This is a genomic window from Desulfosporosinus orientis DSM 765 (genome assembly GCF_000235605.1).
In the GTDB taxonomy this organism is placed as follows: Bacteria; Bacillota; Desulfitobacteriia; order Desulfitobacteriales; family Desulfitobacteriaceae; genus Desulfosporosinus; species Desulfosporosinus orientis.
This window is the reverse complement of the sequence record NC_016584.1, coordinates 1,583,604-1,599,270: the sequence shown is the minus strand read 5'-3', so window position 1 is coordinate 1,599,270 and position 15,667 is coordinate 1,583,604. Positions and strand designations below refer to the sequence as shown.

Sequence of the window (15,667 nt, the reverse complement as noted above, 5' to 3'; positions counted from 1 at the left end):
TTATTGAAATGGGGCTTAACAAAGTATTTTGACTTCAAGAACTGAACAACCGAAGAGTGAGGTGACAACTGTGAAAAAAATCATGGTTATTGAGGATCACAAAAAAATTCGAGATGAGCTGTGCAAATTTCTAATTCAAAACGGTTATGAGTGTCTTGCGCCGGAAAACTTTGCAAATATTATCGAGCTGATCCTTTCATCTGCTGCCCAGCTTATCCTCTTGGATATCAACCTGCCTGTTTATGATGGATATCATATCTGCCGGGAAATCCGAAAGGTCAGCGAGGTTCCCATTATTGTCGTAACCAGCAGGGACACTGAAATAGATGAACTATTGGCAATTAACCTGGGGGCAGACGATTTTGTAACTAAGCCCTACAACACACAAATTCTCCTAGCGAGAATTGCCACGGTTTTAAAACGAGCCTATCACGAAGCACCGCCAGAAAAGCTGCTTTGCGGGAATTTCACAGTCAATCTGGCTAAAAGCTCCCTTGAATACAGGAACATGACTGCGGAGCTTACGAAAAATGAATTAAAAATCCTCACCTGCTTATACGAAAAAAAAGGCGTTATTGTCAGTCGTGACGAGTTGATGCGCTATCTATGGGACAGCGAGCTGTTCATTGACGACAATACTCTGACTGTTAATATGACTAGATTACGCCGGAAGCTGGAAGAAACAGGCTTGATGAACGTGATTGAAACCCGCCGGGGCCAAGGGTATATTATGCTATGAGCATTCAAGATTTTCTAAAGGAAAAAACAGCCTATATTTTATGTCATACTTTTGTATGTGTCTTGTCTGTTTCCATGCTGGTCGCCTTGAATCCTGCAGGGGGAAAGGCCTTTTCAGCTTTGATCTGCTGTATTTATCTCATTGGAGCCTTAATGCCCCTAACTGCGGAATTTATTAAGAAAAGGAACTTTTACAACGAGCTTTTGCTGAGATTTGAAAATATTGATCGGAAAAACCTCATCGCCGAGGTGCTTTCCAGACCGGAATTTTATGAGGGCGCTTTGTTTTACGACATTTTAAAGCGTTCCAACAAGGCCTGTCTCGAAGAAATTAACAACTACAAAAATATTCAAGAGGAATACCGGGAATATATTGAACTTTGGGTACACGAAATAAAAACACCCATTTCATCATCTAAGCTGATCGCCCAAAACAACCGGAGCGAACCTTTGAACAGCGTTCTGGACGAGCTTGACGAGATCGAAGGCTATGTAGAACAAGTACTTTATTACGCAAAAAGCAACGCGGTTGAAAAGGACTATATTATCAAGGAAATCAGTCTTGAAAAGCCGGTCTTCTCTGCCTTAAAACGGAACTCCTCTATGTTGATTCGCTCAGGAATTTCGGTTTCAGCGGAAAATTTAAATAACAAGGTCTACTCTGATATAAAATGGCTTGAATTTATTCTGCATCAGTTGATTATTAACGCTATAAAGTATGCCAAGGATTCAGCTGCCTGGATCCGGATAACGTCCCAAGAAGAAGAAAACTCCTGCATCCTCCAGGTTTCCGACAATGGAATTGGCATTGAACAAAGTGAATTGCCGAGAGTTTTTGAAAAAGGCTTTACGGGTACAAACGGAAGGCTCAGAGGCAAGTCGACAGGCATGGGGCTCTACATTTGCCAAAAACTGAGTGACAAACTGGGGATATCAATTATCGCCGAATCGACATTTGAAAAAGGTACAACCATAACACTGGTCTTTCCCAAAAACTCAATGACGAATATTGTCCGGCTTACAAAAATGTAAGATTACTGTAAGCTAAAGTTATGGGAACCACCTGCCGGCCCATTTAAAATTGAACCAGAAATAAAAAATATGGAGGACATTATGGGTGAAATTTTAAAGGTCGCAAATGTTGAAAAATACTATGGCAACAAAGGAAATCTAACCAAGGCGCTGAATCAGGTAAGCTTCAATGTAAATGAAGGCGAATTTACCGGAATCATGGGGTCAAGCGGCAGCGGAAAGACAACCCTGCTTAACTGCATCTCCACTGTCGATTCCGTAACCACAGGCAGCATTCAGATCAGAGGTAAGGATATCACTGCCATGAAAAGCCGGCAGCTGGCAAAGTTCAGACTTGAGGAGCTTGGCTTTATGTTTCAGGATTATAATCTGCTTGATACCTTGACTGGGCTGGAAAATATTATCCTTCCCCTTTCAATCGCAGGAATTGATCATAAGGCTGCGCTGAAAAAAGTACATGAGCTGGCAACAAAATTGGAGATTGAAGATATTATTGGAAAATTTCCATACGAACTGTCCGGTGGTCAGCGCCAACGGATTGCAGCGGCGCGAGCAATCATTATGAATCCGGCGCTCATTCTGGCCGACGAACCAACTGGCGCACTGGACTCAAAGTCAGCCAGAATGTTAATGGAATGCCTTGGAAGTCTGAACCAAGAGTTTGGTGCCACCATTCTAATGGTAACCCATGACGCTTTCACAGCAAGCTACTGCCAAAGGATTCTTTTTATTAAGGACGGAAAGCTGTTCAATGAGCTGATCCGGGGCAATGCTTCCCGAAAGGAGTTTTTTGTCAAAATCATCGAGGTCGTATCCCTTCTCGGAGGTGACACAGTCAATGTACTTTAAGCTATCCCTCCGCAATGTCAAAAAGAGCTTTTCAAATTATACGCTTTATTTTCTCACGCTTTCGTTCGGTGTCTGTCTTTTCTATGTATTTAACTCAATTGAAGCCCAAAAGGCAATGATGCACATATCAGAGTCAGCTTTTGAGATTATGAAATCAATCACCCGGATTATGAACGTCATATCTGTATTTATTTCGTTTATCCTTGGCTTCTTAATTGTCTATGCCAATAATTTCCTTATCAAAAGAAGAAAGCGGGAATTTGGGGTATACATGACTCTGGGTATGGAGAAATCCAAGGTATCTGCAATCCTCATTATCGAAACATTTGTCATTGGCATTTTCTCTCTCACAGCGGGACTTTTGGCAGGTATTTTCCTTTCTCAGGGGCTGTCTGTTGTGACAGCAAGCCTTTTTCAGGTAGATATGACAGCTTATACTTTCATATTTTCCTTAAACGCACTGCTCAAAACTATCCTGTATTTCGGGATTATTTTTTTAATTGCAATTGCCGTCAATACTTTGTCAATCTCCAAATATAAACTTATTGATCTGATTAACGCTGGAAAGCAGAATGAGAAACAGTGGGTCAGAAAACCAATCATTACCTTTCTAATGATTGTTCTTGCGATTATATTCATTGGCTTGGGCTATAAGATGGCACTAAAATATGGAATTGCTACCTTTGACCGCAAAATCATCATCGAATGTATTCTTGGAGCAGTGGGAACCTTTTTGCTTTTTGCGTCTTTGTCCGGTTCAATCATTAACTTTTTTAAAGCAAATGAAGGTGTATATTACAGAAGACTAAATATGTTCATCATGCGGCAAATTAGCAGCCGGATCAACACAGCCTACATTTCCATGTCCTTTATTAGCTTAATGTTGTTTGTAACAATTGGAATTTTCTCGACGGCCATCGGAATGACCAGTGTGCTCAATAAAGGTTACGCGGATGCTGCTCCCTTCGATATCAGTGTTCGGTCAGAGGGAGATGTAAATATTATCCGGGAATTGTCTGAGAAAAACGGCATTGATGTCAATAAATATGCTTCCGGCATTAGTCAGTATAAGATTTATAAATATAAGCCACAGGCGTTGACCGCCGGACTGGTTTTTCAAAAGGTTGAGAAGTATCTCCCGCAAGGCTCTGAAGATACGATCCAAAAAAAAATTTACCCGCTGCCGATTTATTTCATGACACTTTCTGACTATAACAAAATCCTTGATCTAAAAAAGGAACAGGAAATTACCTTAGCGGACAATCAGGCAGCTGTCCTTACGCAATTTGCCTGGGCGGACGCAGATTACCAGGAATGCCTTAAGCAATTTATCGCCCAAGGAAACAAGCTTAATCTCAACGGTACTGAATTCTCTGTCTACCCTCAGTTACAGGCAAAAGGAATTGAGAACGACAGCGATAGCATGATGCTGCTTATTTTTCCGGATAAGATGGCTGCCGACGGGGCTGTGGTCAAAAGTGTACTATGTTTTGATTGCCAGGGAGATTCCATCGCTCAGCAAGATAGTTTCCTCAATGCCTTTAAAGCATCGCCAAAGGCACCGTCGGAAAAGATGGAAGTAGCTTCAAAAAACGCAATAGTAGCTCAAGGCGGTGGCTCAAAAGCTATTATAGCCTTTGTAGGGATCTATGTCGGAATTATATTTCTGATTACAAGTGCTGCCGTACTTGCTATGCAACAGCTTTCCGAGGCCGCTGACAATAAGCATAGGTACGCTATCCTTAAGAAAATTGGCGCAGATAACAAGCAAATAAGCCAAGCAATTTTTAAACAGACTGCAATTTATTTCTTAATCCCCTTGGCTGTTGCCTGTATTCATTCAATTGTTGGAATTAAAGTAGCAAATGATGCTGTGCGTATGGTCGGCAGCCTCAATGCCACCGCAAACACTTTGGTGACTGCCAGCATAATTCTTTTCGTATATGGGGCGTATTTCATCGCAACTTACTGTTGCAGCAGAAATATAATACTTCACAACAAGTTACAATGAGTAGTGTGGATCCCGAACGGGCGGAACCCCGACTCCCCAAATTCGCCTGCGCCGGCGAATTTGGGACATACCAAGCTGTTTAATCTCCCTCAATCACCCCATTTTTAACCAACCTAACAATATAAATCCAAATTGTAAATAAGATTGTTAAAACAATGAAAGGTATTTCAACTAAATAGTAAGCTATTGCCACTTCACCGCTACTGGTAAAAATATAATGATAAACTAAGTCTAGACTGAATACTAAAATAGGTATTTGCCATAGTTTTAAAAATTTATGAAGAATGAATGTAAGTGCAAATGATAATAAAATGCCAACTAGCCAAAACTGGGTAAGGTTGGAAAACAATCTAAAACTCAACCAATAATATACGCTTATCAAAATACCGATAAGTGGAATTATCCAAAATAATTTGTTACTTTTTATAGCTAAAAACAACTAAAAGACCCCTCCTCTCCAATTCTGTATAGTATCTAACAAGCAATAACGAAATAACTGCTCTGTCATCTGGAGGCCCTGTAATTCAACTTAAAAGCTCCAGCTCCTTCCAGTTTATGTTACATATTATATCACTAAACTAAAAGTCTCGAATTCAACCAATTGTTGTGAAGAGCCAAACATAAAGAGAGACTACCTCATTAGAGATAGTCTCTCGCCTGTTACCTGGCGATGTCCTGCTTTCCCAGGGGCTATGCCCCAAGTATCATCGGCCCTGGAGGTCTTAACTTCCGTGTTCGGTATGGGAACGGGTGGAACCCCTCCGGCATTATCACCAGATGTCTGAGATCTTCGCTTTCCTTTGGATGGATCGCTGTTCTCTCAAAACTGCATAGATCGTCGCTTTTGCAAGTATCATCTTTGAACCTGAGCCACTCAAACCTTTTTCGCAACTCTTAGGTCAAGCCCTCGACCGATTAGTACCAGTCAGCTCCACACGTCACCGCGCTTCCACACCTGGCCTATCTACCTGATCTTCCTTCAGGGGTCTTACCGAGCTTACGCTCGTGGGAAATCTCATCTTGAGGCCGGTTTCGCGCTTAGATGCTTTCAGCGCTTATCCGATCCGAATATAGCTACCCAGCTGTGCCTCTGGCGAAACAACTGGTACACCAGGGATTCGTCCATCCCGGTCCTCTCGTACTAGGGACAGATCCTCTCAAATTTCCTGCGCCTGCGACGGATAGGGGACCGAACTGTCTCACGACGTTCTGAACCCAGCTCACGTACCGCTTTAATGGGCGAACAGCCCAACCCTTGGGACCTACTACAGCCCCAGGATGCGATGAGCCGACATCGAGGTGCCAAACCTCCCCGTCGATATGGACTCTTGGGGGAGATAAGCCTGTTATCCCCAGGGTAGCTTTTATCCGTTGAGCGATGGCCCTTCCACTCGGTACCACCGGATCACTAAGCCCGACTTTCGTCCCTGCTCGACTTGTTGGTCTCGCAGTCAAGCTCCCTTTTGCCTTTACACTCTGCGCGCGATTTCCAACCGCGCTGAGGGAACCTTTGGGCGCCTCCGTTACTCTTTAGGAGGCGACCGCCCCAGTCAAACTGCCCACCTGATACTGTCCCTAACCCCGATTCAGGGGCCCAGGTTAGAATTTCAGTACAAAAAGAGTGGTATCCCACCGTCGACTCCACCAAGGCTGGCGCCCTAGCTTCTTAGTCTCCCACCTATCCTGTACATTTTATACCAAAATCCAATGTCAAGCTGCAGTAAAGCTCCATGGGGTCTTTCTGTCCTGTCGCAGGTAACCCGCATCTTCACGGGTATTACAATTTCGCCGAGTCCCTCGTTGAGACAGTGTCCAGATCGTTACACCTTTCGTGCGGGTCAGAACTTACCTGACAAGGAATTTCGCTACCTTAGGACCGTTATAGTTACGGCCGCCGTTTACTGGGGCTTCAATTCAAAGCTTCGGGTTACCCCTAACCTCTCCTCTTAACCTTCCAGCACCGGGCAGGTGTCAGCCCCTATACATCTCCTTTCGGATTAGCAGGGACCTGTGTTTTTGTTAAACAGTCGCCTGGACCTTTTCTCTGCGGCTCTTATTGCTAAGAGCGCCCCTTCTCCCGAAGTTACGGGGCCATTTTGCCGAGTTCCTTAACGAGGGTTTTCTCGCGCGCCTTAGGTTTCTCACCCCATCTACCTGTGTCGGTTTACGGTACGGGCACCTAGTCACTCACTAGAGGCTTTTCTTGACAGCTTGGAGTTGGTTACTTCGCTACTTATGTTCGACTCCCCATCACGTCTCAGATTCTCGCAGGGCGGATTTGCCTGCCCTACATCCTACTCGCTTGGGCCAGCTCGACCAACGGCTGGCTTAACCTATCCTTCTGTGTCACCCCATTGCTCAAACATTTCTAGGTGGTACTGGAATTTCAACCAGTTGTCCATCACCTACGCCTTTCGGCCTCGGCTTAGGTCCCGACTTACCCTGGGCGGACGAGCCTTCCCCAGGAATCCTTAGATTTTCGGCGGGAAGGATTCTCACCTTCCTTTTCGCATACTCATACCGGCATTCTCACTTCTATCCACTCCACCAAACCTTCCAGTTTGACTTCTCTGCTGATAGAACGCTCCCCTACCCCTGCGCATGAAGCGCAAGCCATAGCTTCGGTGATACACTTGAGCCCCGTTACATTTTCGGCGCAGAACCACTCGACCAGTGAGCTATTACGCACTCTTTAAATGGTGGCTGCTTCTGAGCCAACATCCTGGTTGTCTGAGCAATTCCACATCCTTTCCCACTTAGTGTATACTTGGGGACCTTAGCTGATGGTCTGGGCTGTTTCCCTTTTGACTATGAATCTTATCACCCACAGTCTGACTCCCAATCTAAACATAACGGCATTCGGAGTTTGATAAGGTTCGGTAACCTGGTAAGGCCCCTAGCCTATTCAGTGCTCTACCGCCGTCATTCATCAATTGAGGCTAGCCCTAAAGCTATTTCGGGGAGAACCAGCTATCTCCGTGTTCGATTGGCATTTCACCCCTACCCACAGCTCATCCCCTGCCTTTTCAACGACAGTGAGTTCGGGCCTCCAGTGGGTTTTACCCCACCTTCACCCTGGCCATGGGTAGATCACACGGTTTCGGGTCTACAGCATGTAACTCTTCGCCCTTTTCAGACTCGCTTTCGCTTCGGCTCCGACTTCCCGTCTTAACCTCGCTACATACCGTAACTCGCCGGTTCATTCTACAAAAGGCACGCCACTACACCTTACGTGCTGTGACTGCTTGTAAGCGCACGGTTTCAGGTTCTTTTTCACTCCTCTTCCGAGGTGCTTTTCACCTTTCCCTCACGGTACTGGTTCGCTATCGGTCGCTAAGTAGTATTTAGCCTTGGGAGGTGGTCCTCCCTGCTTCCCACGGGGTTTCACGTGTCCCGCGGTACTCAGGATTCCCTCACAGAATGTTTTCCTTTCGTCTACAGGAGTGTTACCTTCTTTGCTCGACCTTTCCAGATCTGTTCGACTAGAAATCCATTCTTAAAAGAGGGTCCTACAACCCCAGCCCCCAAGGGGACTGGTTTGGGCTCTTCCCCGTTCGCTCGCCGCTACTTAGGGAATCGATGATTCTTTCTTTTCCTCCGGGTACTTAGATGTTTCAGTTCCCCGGGTTGTCTTCATTAACCTATGGATTCAGCTAATGATAACCGGACATGACTCCGGTTGGGTTGCCCCATTCGGGTATCCACGGATCAATACCTGCTTACGATTCCCCGTGGCATTTCGCTGTTAACCGCGCCCTTCTTCGACTCTTAGCGCCTAGGCATCCACCGTACGCCCTTAGTAGCTTGACCTACTCTTGCTACTTTTAGGTTTATTCGAAACGTCTGTGTTACCAGACCTTTCGTTGTGAATTCTCGACTTTACTCGCATTTACTTTTCTCTATGCAGTTTTCAAAGAACAAGACCAAAGAACATATAAATTGGTGGAGGTAAGCGGGATCGAACCGCTGACCTCTTGAATGCCATTCAAGCGCTCTCCCAGCTGAGCTATACCCCCACATTGTAAAGAAACCATTCCTGGTCTCTCAAAACTAAACAACAGCTTCAATCCAATGAGTTGCCGATCCCTCGGCTTGAGTCTTACGACTCTTATTGATCTTTCTCCAAACCAAGCTTCTCAGCTTCGTTCTTCGAAAGCACCGACCAATAGGATGTTCGTTTAAAGCCTAGACCTTAAACCGTTCTCCTTAGAAAGGAGGTGATCCAGCCGCACCTTCCGATACGGCTACCTTGTTACGACTTCACCCCAATCATCGGCCCCACCTTCGACGGCTAGCTCCCTTACGGGTTACCCCACCGGCTTCGGGTGTTGCAGACTTTCGTGGTGTGACGGGCGGTGTGTACAAGGCCCGGGAACGTATTCACCGCAGTATGCTGACCTGCGATTACTAGCGATTCCGACTTCATGCAGGCGAGTTGCAGCCTGCAATCCGAACTGAGACCGGCTTTCTCGGATTGGCTTCACCTCGCGGCTTCGCTTCCGTCTGTACCGGCCATTGTAGCACGTGTGTAGCCCAGGACATAAGGGGCATGATGATTTGACGTCATCCCCACCTTCCTCCGGTTTGTCACCGGCAGTCTATCTAGAGTGCTCGACCTTACTCGTTAGCAACTAAATACAGGGGTTGCGCTCGTTGCGGGACTTAACCCAACATCTCACGACACGAGCTGACGACAACCATGCACCACCTGTCTCACAGCTCCCCGAAGGGCACCTCCATGTTTCCACGGAGTTCTGTGGATGTCAAGCCCTGGTAAGGTTCTTCGCGTTGCGTCGAATTAAACCACATGCTCCACCGCTTGTGCGGGCCCCCGTCAATTCCTTTGAGTTTCAACCTTGCGGCCGTACTCCCCAGGCGGAGTGCTTATTGTGTTAACTGCGGCACAGAAGGGGTCGATACCCTCTACACCTAGCACTCATCGTTTACGGCGTGGACTACCAGGGTATCTAATCCTGTTTGCTCCCCACGCTTTCGCGCCTCAGCGTCAGTTACAGTCCAGAAAGTCGCCTTCGCCACTGGTGTTCCTCCACATATCTACGCATTTCACCGCTACACGTGGAATTCCACTTTCCTCTCCTGTCCTCAAGATACCCAGTTTCCGATGCACTCTCAGGGTTGAGCCCTGATCTTTCACACCGGACTTAAGCATCCGCCTACGCGCCCTTTACGCCCAATAATTCCGGACAACGCTCGCCCCCTACGTATTACCGCGGCTGCTGGCACGTAGTTAGCCGGGGCTTCCTCCTTGGGTACCGTCATGTCTCCTCAATATTTTCAAAAAGACCGTTCTTCCCCAATGACAGTACTTTACAATCCGAAGACCTTCATCATACACGCGGCGTTGCTCCGTCAGACTTTCGTCCATTGCGGAAGATTCCCCACTGCTGCCTCCCGTAGGAGTCTGGGCCGTGTCTCAGTCCCAGTGTGGCCGTTCACCCTCTCAGGCCGGCTACTGATCGTCGCCTTGGTAGGCCTTTACCCCACCAACTAGCTAATCAGACGCGGGTCCATCCATAATCGATAGCATCTTCAGAGGCCATCTTTCCTTATACCTTGATGCCAAGGCTTAAGATTATCCGGTATTAGCCCTCGTTTCCAAGGGTTGTCCCGGCTTTATGGGCAGGTTACCCACGCGTTACTCACCCGTCCGCCACTAAGAATTGTCTAAGCAAGCTTATTCAATTCTCCGTTCGACTTGCATGTGTTAGGCACGCCGCCAGCGTTCGTCCTGAGCCAGGATCAAACTCTCCAAAAAAAGTTATCTCAAACTTCTTTAAAGAAGATGATTGACTCATGATTTATTTCGAAACTCTTGCGAGTCTCTCTCATTGGCTGTCCTTGTTGTTTAGTTTTCAAAGACCAAAGACCATTTTGTTTTCGCCCTCGTTTGGGCCGGAACTATATCTTAGCATTTTCAACTTTCGTTGTCAATACTATTTTTTCGATTTACAATTTGAGAACAATTCCCTCTTGCAAATCATTTCGCCATTTTGTGGCGCTCAGTTATAATAGCATTATCCCAACATGATGTCAACTAGTATTTCACATTTTTAAACTAAATATGCGCAAACTTCATAAAAACCTTATCAATCTTAAGTAATGTCTCTTTACATATCCCTAATATATGTAATTCAAACTAAAGTGTTACAACTATGAACGAGAAATTAAAATAATCCAACGACTCCACAGGATATCCCTGAATAAACAACCACTTACACGCATGATTTTTCTCCAGTGACGATGCCACTTAACTCCTAACCATTGTCCTGTGCCATAGGCTGCAACAAACATGAGAAAAGTTCTTAAATCCCATCCTAAACCTAAACTCAAACGAAGGCAGGCAATAACAGGAACCGGTAAATGGATGGACAAAAACCAATGACCTGAGAATTTTCGCACATACCCTCTCCAATACCCAAACGGGATATTAAACAAAATGACAGAAAGGATAACCAAGCCCAAGTCAACTCCTCCTCTCAGAGATTAAACGAAAACTTTTCTCAATTTATGTTTACGAAACACATTCTTACAATATACATTATGGGGATGACTCTTGTGAAAGGAGTGGACAGCCATAATGTTTGAAAGGCCAATGATCCTGTTTATCCGCAAGTCCTATGTTTTAGGAGCCATTATCACACTGTTTCTGCTGCTTGGAGCCTACTCATTGAAAATGACCTCTGTATTCTCTTCTGGTTTAAAGGATAAAGTGATTGTTATTGACCCCGGTCATGGAGGCGCTGATCCTGGGGCACAGAGTTCAGGACTTAAAGAAAAGGACATCAATTTAGATATTTCTTTGCGCTTAAGTAAAGTCTTAGCAGTAAAAGGATGCCGGGTGATTCTCACCCGGGAGACAGACAAAGATTTTTTTCAGCCGGGATTTGTCAAAGGCCGAATGGCTAAGCGAGCTGAATTAAACAATCGAATTAGAATCGCAGCCGAAAACAATGCCGATATATTTATCAGCATTCACGCCAACAGCTTTCCCAAACGAAATTCATATGGAATGGAAACCTACTATCATCTAAAGTCTCCGGCAGGAAAAGCTCTGGCAGAAATTATTCAGGAACAGCTTGCCCTGGTTCAGCCGGACAATAAGCGCAAAGCCAAAGCAGGGGATTACTATTTACTTAACCAAACAGAAATCCCCGCTAATATTGTTGAAGTCGGTTTTATTTCCAATTCCAAAGAACGAAAATTATTACAATCCGAGGATTACCGCAGCCAGGTAGCCGAGGCAATCGGAAACGGGGTGGAGAATTACTTCAAAGCTTATCCCACAGGTGTCCCAGACAGTGCGCCAACGGTGGCCCAAGATGAGCCTCCTGCTATTAAAGATAATACTTATAAACTTTATTTCTCCAGTGAAACTTTCGAAAGCCTCGTTCCGGAAAATCGAGAATTCAACCCATCCCTATGGTCAAAACTCGATTTAGCCCAAAAAGCAAGCCTTATCATGAGCGAACTCATTCAAGGCCCTCTTTCCAGTAAACTAAATCCTACCATAGCTCCAACTACCAAAATATTATCCATTACTACTCAAAATGGAGTAGCAACCATCGACTTTAGTAAGGATATTCGGGATGATTTCCTTGGCGGGGCTTTAGGCGAGGAATTAACCTTACGGTCTATTGTTTGGTCAATGACTCAAATCCCGGGAATTAGTAAAGTCAGAATTCTTGTCAATGGCGAATTCGGCGACTCCATCGGCGGACACATCTTCCTGGATCGAACCTTTAGTCCCCAGCTTGGAGTTTAAACTCCATCAGACATCAAAGGGCTGGAGAAAGAACTCGATCTCATAGCGGTCGCTTAGCCAATTTGCCTTCCATTCATCCAATAACAACACGGCATAATTGTCATCTTTGTCAACCACAACTGTACTCATACTGGACTCAGACAGAAGTTTAATGGTTTTTTCATCTTTTTTAACCCAACGTACAATTTCAAAAGGCAGATGCTGAATATTAACATTGACGCCATACTCTTCGCGCAAACGATATTCAAGGACTTCAAACTGCAATTGTCCCACTACACCGATAATAGGAGCTTCTACTCCCACGTGAAGATCGCGGAAAACATGGATTGCCCCTTCTTCCTGAAGTTCCTGAATGCCTTTAATAAATTGCTTGCGCTTTAAAGCGTTGGCAATATTGATACGGGCAAAATTCTCAGGGCTAAAGAAGGGCATGGCCTCAAACTGAAGTCCATCTTTTTCTGTAAGAACATCACCGATTCTCAATAGTCCGCTGTCGTGAACTCCAATGATGTCTCCAGCATAAGCCTCATCAAGGATGGACCTTTCCTGAGCAAATAACTGCTGGGGCTGGGCCAGGCGAAGTCGACGCCGGGATCGAGTGTGAATGACATTCATCCCTCGTTCGTAACGGCCCGAACAAATACGAATAAATGCAATCCTGTCGCGATGCTGGGTATTCATATTTGCTTGGATTTTAAAGATATACCCTGAAAAAGAAGGGGTTTCCGGATCGAGCTCTCCTAAATTTGTACTTCTGGGTTGTGGCGCTGGGGCCAGATCGAGAAAATAATGCAAAAAATTAGGAACTCCAAAATTATTCAGCGCACTGCCAAAAAAAACAGGAGTCACTTCTCCCCGATCCACTCGTTCTTGAGAAAAAACATTGCCGGCCATATCAAGAAGTTCAATTTCGTCCGTAAGCTGCTTAACCAGAGTTTCGCCAATCCCTTCCTGAACGCTGGGATCACTGAGGGGACCGGATACAGGCGGTATAGAACTTGATCGGGCACTGCCTTCCATAAAGCGCTCCACTTGTCCTGTCTGGCGGTCGTAAATCCCCTTAAAGTCCTGGCCCATTCCTATTGGCCAATTCATAGCAAAAGACTCAATCCCCAAAACTTTTTCCACTTCATCCATTAAATCCAAGGGATCTTTGGCATTCCGATCAAATTTATTGATAAAGGTAAAAATCGGGATTCCCCGCTTGCGGCACACCTCAAACAGTTTTTTAGTTTGGGCTTCAACCCCTTTGGCAGCATCAATCAGCATGACGGCACTATCTGCAGCAGTCAGGGTACGATAAGTATCTTCACTGAAATCCTGGTGTCCCGGAGTATCGAGAATATTAACCACGTATCCTTGATATTCAAACTGCAGGGCACTGGATGTAATCGAAATCCCTCTCTGCCTTTCAAGTTCCATCCAGTCCGACGTTGCATAACGTTCTGCTTTACGGGCTTTAACTGAACCGGCTTCACGAATTGCTCCTCCGAAGAGCAGCAATTTTTCAGTTAAGGTTGTTTTCCCGGCATCAGGATGAGAAATAATGGCAAAGGTTTTGCGAGCTGCAATTTCTGATTTTAAATCCGCTTGGTTCAATGTTATTAGCTCCTTAACTCATCGTTAGTGTGATTACACAATTAGAAATAAATTTCTATTAGTATGAGAATAAATTATACACGATATTGTGTACATCCTCAATTGCATAGTTTCGACATCTTTGTCCGGATATTTTATCCTATAATTGGAAGGAATTTACCCTTCGGCGTTGAATCTTTTAGTAAGGAAGCGTTGCTTTGGGAGGCTGACAAATATGTCCTTATTTCGCTTGCTCTATGAAATTTTGAGTCAAAACGGCTGGGAGTTTGATTTTGATGACAAAAACGGCATCATCAAGCTTGAGATTAGCGGCATAAATACGGATTTTTACTCTTTCCTCCTCGTTGACGAAGAACAAGAATCCTTACTTTGCAACACCCATATCAAACAAAGAATTCCTCCTTCTAAGCGTCTCGAAGTCTGTGATTTTATGTGTCGCGTCAACTACGAACTGGTAAACGGAAACTTAGAAATGGATATGGATAATGGTGAAATACGCTATCGTACCTATTTAGATCTGGCTGATGCCCATCCTTCACAAGATCAAATTCTCAACGTAATATGGAACGGTGTAGTAGGCTTCGATACCTATTATCCCGGTTTAATGAAACTGATTTACGGCGATTACACTGCCGAAGAAGCAGCAGCCTTTTGTTCTGAAGATATTTAAAGGAGTGGCGAAAGCCACTCCTTCATTTTATCATCTGCTGATACTGCAACATATGCTATCCCCAAAATATTCTAAAGAACAATAGACCCGAAAGCCAGGGCGGCTTCGTCCCACAGATGTAAACCCATCGCATGGAGAGGCTGTTAAGCCTACAAGCCGGTGCGGGAATTGCGTAGCCATGGTTCACCTCAGATACTACCCGGAGGTTTGGCACGAATGTGGACGAAGCCGCCCGACTCCGGAGCAGTTTCGCCTAATTCGCCATCGGCATAATATAAACAAGCATCATAATATAATGCACAATACTTCCCACTCCAATAAATAAATGAAAGATCTCATGAAAACCAAAACGCTTCGGAAAGAAGTCGAAAATTTTTGTAGCATATATGATAGCACCTATGGTATAAATCACCCCGCCCACTGCCATAAGAACAATGGCACCCACAGGCAAATTTCTAATAAGCTGGAAAAAGGGTACTAATGCGATCCAACCTAAAGAAACGTAAAAAGCTGAAGAAACATATCTCGGCGCATGAATAAACCAAATTTTCAATAGCATGCCTATCAGTGCCAAGCTCCAAATAACACTGAGCATGGTCCAGCGCCATACACCTTCCAAACCATAATAGAAAACCGGAGTATAGGAGCCTGCTATTAATAAGTAGATGGCAATATGATCGATTCGTTTTAAGACCAGCTCTTTTTGAGGAGTGGTGCGAACCCAATGGTAGAGTGAACTGGCTCCATACAATAGGATCATACTCACTCCATAAATCGTCATGGTAATGAGTTTAGAAATATTGTTTTTACTTAAAATGATCAAAAATACTAAGCCAACAATGGCTGCCATAAATAAAACAAAATGTGTCCAGGTATTGACTGGTTCCTTCATCTTTAAGCTCATCTCGAAACCTCCTTAAAACCTAACCTCTATCTTAATTCTAAGCTTTACCATATTTAAAATCAACAGAAATAAAAGCCCTGT

Annotated in this window: 10 protein-coding genes, 1 tRNA gene and 3 rRNA genes; 6 read left to right on the top strand and 8 right to left on the bottom strand. The window is 44.8% G+C overall.

All coding sequences use genetic code 11. From position 1 onward, the window contains the following. Nucleotides 1-70 precede the first annotated feature (70 nt). From DESOR_RS07465 to DESOR_RS07450, 4 genes are all read left to right on the top strand, one after another. Complete coding sequence (locus tag DESOR_RS07465) at nucleotides 71-739, top strand: response regulator transcription factor (protein ID WP_014184000.1); 669 nt, start codon at nucleotides 71-73, stop codon at nucleotides 737-739. Continuing rightward, on the top strand, nucleotides 736-1,770 hold the full coding sequence (locus DESOR_RS07460; RefSeq protein ID WP_014183999.1) for a sensor histidine kinase: 1,035 nt from the start codon (nucleotides 736-738) through the stop codon (nucleotides 1,768-1,770). Before DESOR_RS07465 ends, DESOR_RS07460 begins: the two co-directional genes overlap by 4 nt. An 81-nt stretch (nucleotides 1,771-1,851) precedes the next feature. Next, entirely contained in the window at nucleotides 1,852-2,619 is a 768-nt protein-coding gene (locus DESOR_RS07455; RefSeq protein ID WP_014183998.1) for an ABC transporter ATP-binding protein, read from the top strand. Continuing rightward, nucleotides 2,609-4,630 carry an ABC transporter permease gene (locus DESOR_RS07450; protein ID WP_014183997.1) on the top strand — a complete coding sequence of 674 codons (2,022 nt, stop codon included), beginning with the start codon at nucleotides 2,609-2,611 and terminating at the stop codon, nucleotides 4,628-4,630. The genes DESOR_RS07455 and DESOR_RS07450 overlap by 11 nt, the downstream gene beginning before the upstream one ends. Before the next feature lie 79 nt (nucleotides 4,631-4,709). Here DESOR_RS07450 and DESOR_RS07445 read toward each other — a convergent pair whose 3' ends face one another. The 6 genes from DESOR_RS07445 to DESOR_RS07420 all read right to left on the bottom strand — a co-directional run bounded on the left by DESOR_RS07445 (nucleotide 4,710) and on the right by DESOR_RS07420 (nucleotide 11,113). After that, the gene (locus DESOR_RS07445) at nucleotides 4,710-5,069 is read right to left on the bottom strand and encodes a hypothetical protein (RefSeq protein ID WP_014183996.1); all 360 of its coding nucleotides are present in this window, start codon (nucleotides 5,067-5,069) and stop codon (nucleotides 4,710-4,712) included. A 223-nt stretch (nucleotides 5,070-5,292) separates the two neighbouring features. Beyond that, a 5S ribosomal RNA gene (gene rrf, locus DESOR_RS07440) occupies nucleotides 5,293-5,408 on the bottom strand. Nucleotides 5,409-5,525: 117 nt separating this feature from the next. Further along, a 23S ribosomal RNA gene (locus DESOR_RS07435) occupies nucleotides 5,526-8,440 on the bottom strand. A 130-nt stretch (nucleotides 8,441-8,570) separates the two neighbouring features. Continuing rightward, a tRNA-Ala gene (locus DESOR_RS07430) sits at nucleotides 8,571-8,646 on the bottom strand. Between the two features lie 194 nt (nucleotides 8,647-8,840). After that, nucleotides 8,841-10,406 (bottom strand): 16S ribosomal RNA (locus DESOR_RS07425). Together the 16S, 23S and 5S rRNA genes with 1 tRNA gene alongside form the textbook arrangement of a ribosomal RNA operon. A gap of 395 nt (nucleotides 10,407-10,801) precedes the next feature. Next, nucleotides 10,802-11,113, bottom strand: coding sequence for a hypothetical protein (locus DESOR_RS07420; protein ID WP_014183995.1), 312 nt, complete (start codon nucleotides 11,111-11,113; stop codon nucleotides 10,802-10,804). Nucleotides 11,114-11,228: 115 nt separating this feature from the next. Here DESOR_RS07420 and DESOR_RS07415 point away from each other — a divergent pair, with 115 nt between their 5' ends. Further along, nucleotides 11,229-12,413 (top strand): N-acetylmuramoyl-L-alanine amidase, encoded by a 1,185-nt coding sequence (locus tag DESOR_RS07415; RefSeq protein WP_014183994.1) that lies wholly within the window; start codon nucleotides 11,229-11,231, stop codon nucleotides 12,411-12,413. Between the two features lie 6 nt (nucleotides 12,414-12,419). Here the strand turns inward: DESOR_RS07415 and DESOR_RS07410 are convergent, their stop codons facing one another. Then, nucleotides 12,420-14,012 carry a peptide chain release factor 3 gene (locus DESOR_RS07410; RefSeq protein WP_014183993.1) on the bottom strand — a complete coding sequence of 531 codons (1,593 nt, stop codon included), beginning with the start codon at nucleotides 14,010-14,012 and terminating at the stop codon, nucleotides 12,420-12,422. Between the two features lie 214 nt (nucleotides 14,013-14,226). Between DESOR_RS07410 and DESOR_RS07405 the strand changes: the two genes are divergently transcribed. Beyond that, nucleotides 14,227-14,682 carry a YbjN domain-containing protein gene (locus DESOR_RS07405; protein ID WP_014183992.1) on the top strand — a complete coding sequence of 152 codons (456 nt, stop codon included), beginning with the start codon at nucleotides 14,227-14,229 and terminating at the stop codon, nucleotides 14,680-14,682. Between the two features lie 253 nt (nucleotides 14,683-14,935). Here the strand turns inward: DESOR_RS07405 and trhA are convergent, their stop codons facing one another. Continuing rightward, the gene (gene trhA, locus DESOR_RS07400) at nucleotides 14,936-15,586 is read right to left on the bottom strand and encodes a PAQR family membrane homeostasis protein TrhA (RefSeq protein WP_014183991.1); all 651 of its coding nucleotides are present in this window, start codon (nucleotides 15,584-15,586) and stop codon (nucleotides 14,936-14,938) included. Between the last annotated feature and the right edge of the window lie 81 nt (nucleotides 15,587-15,667).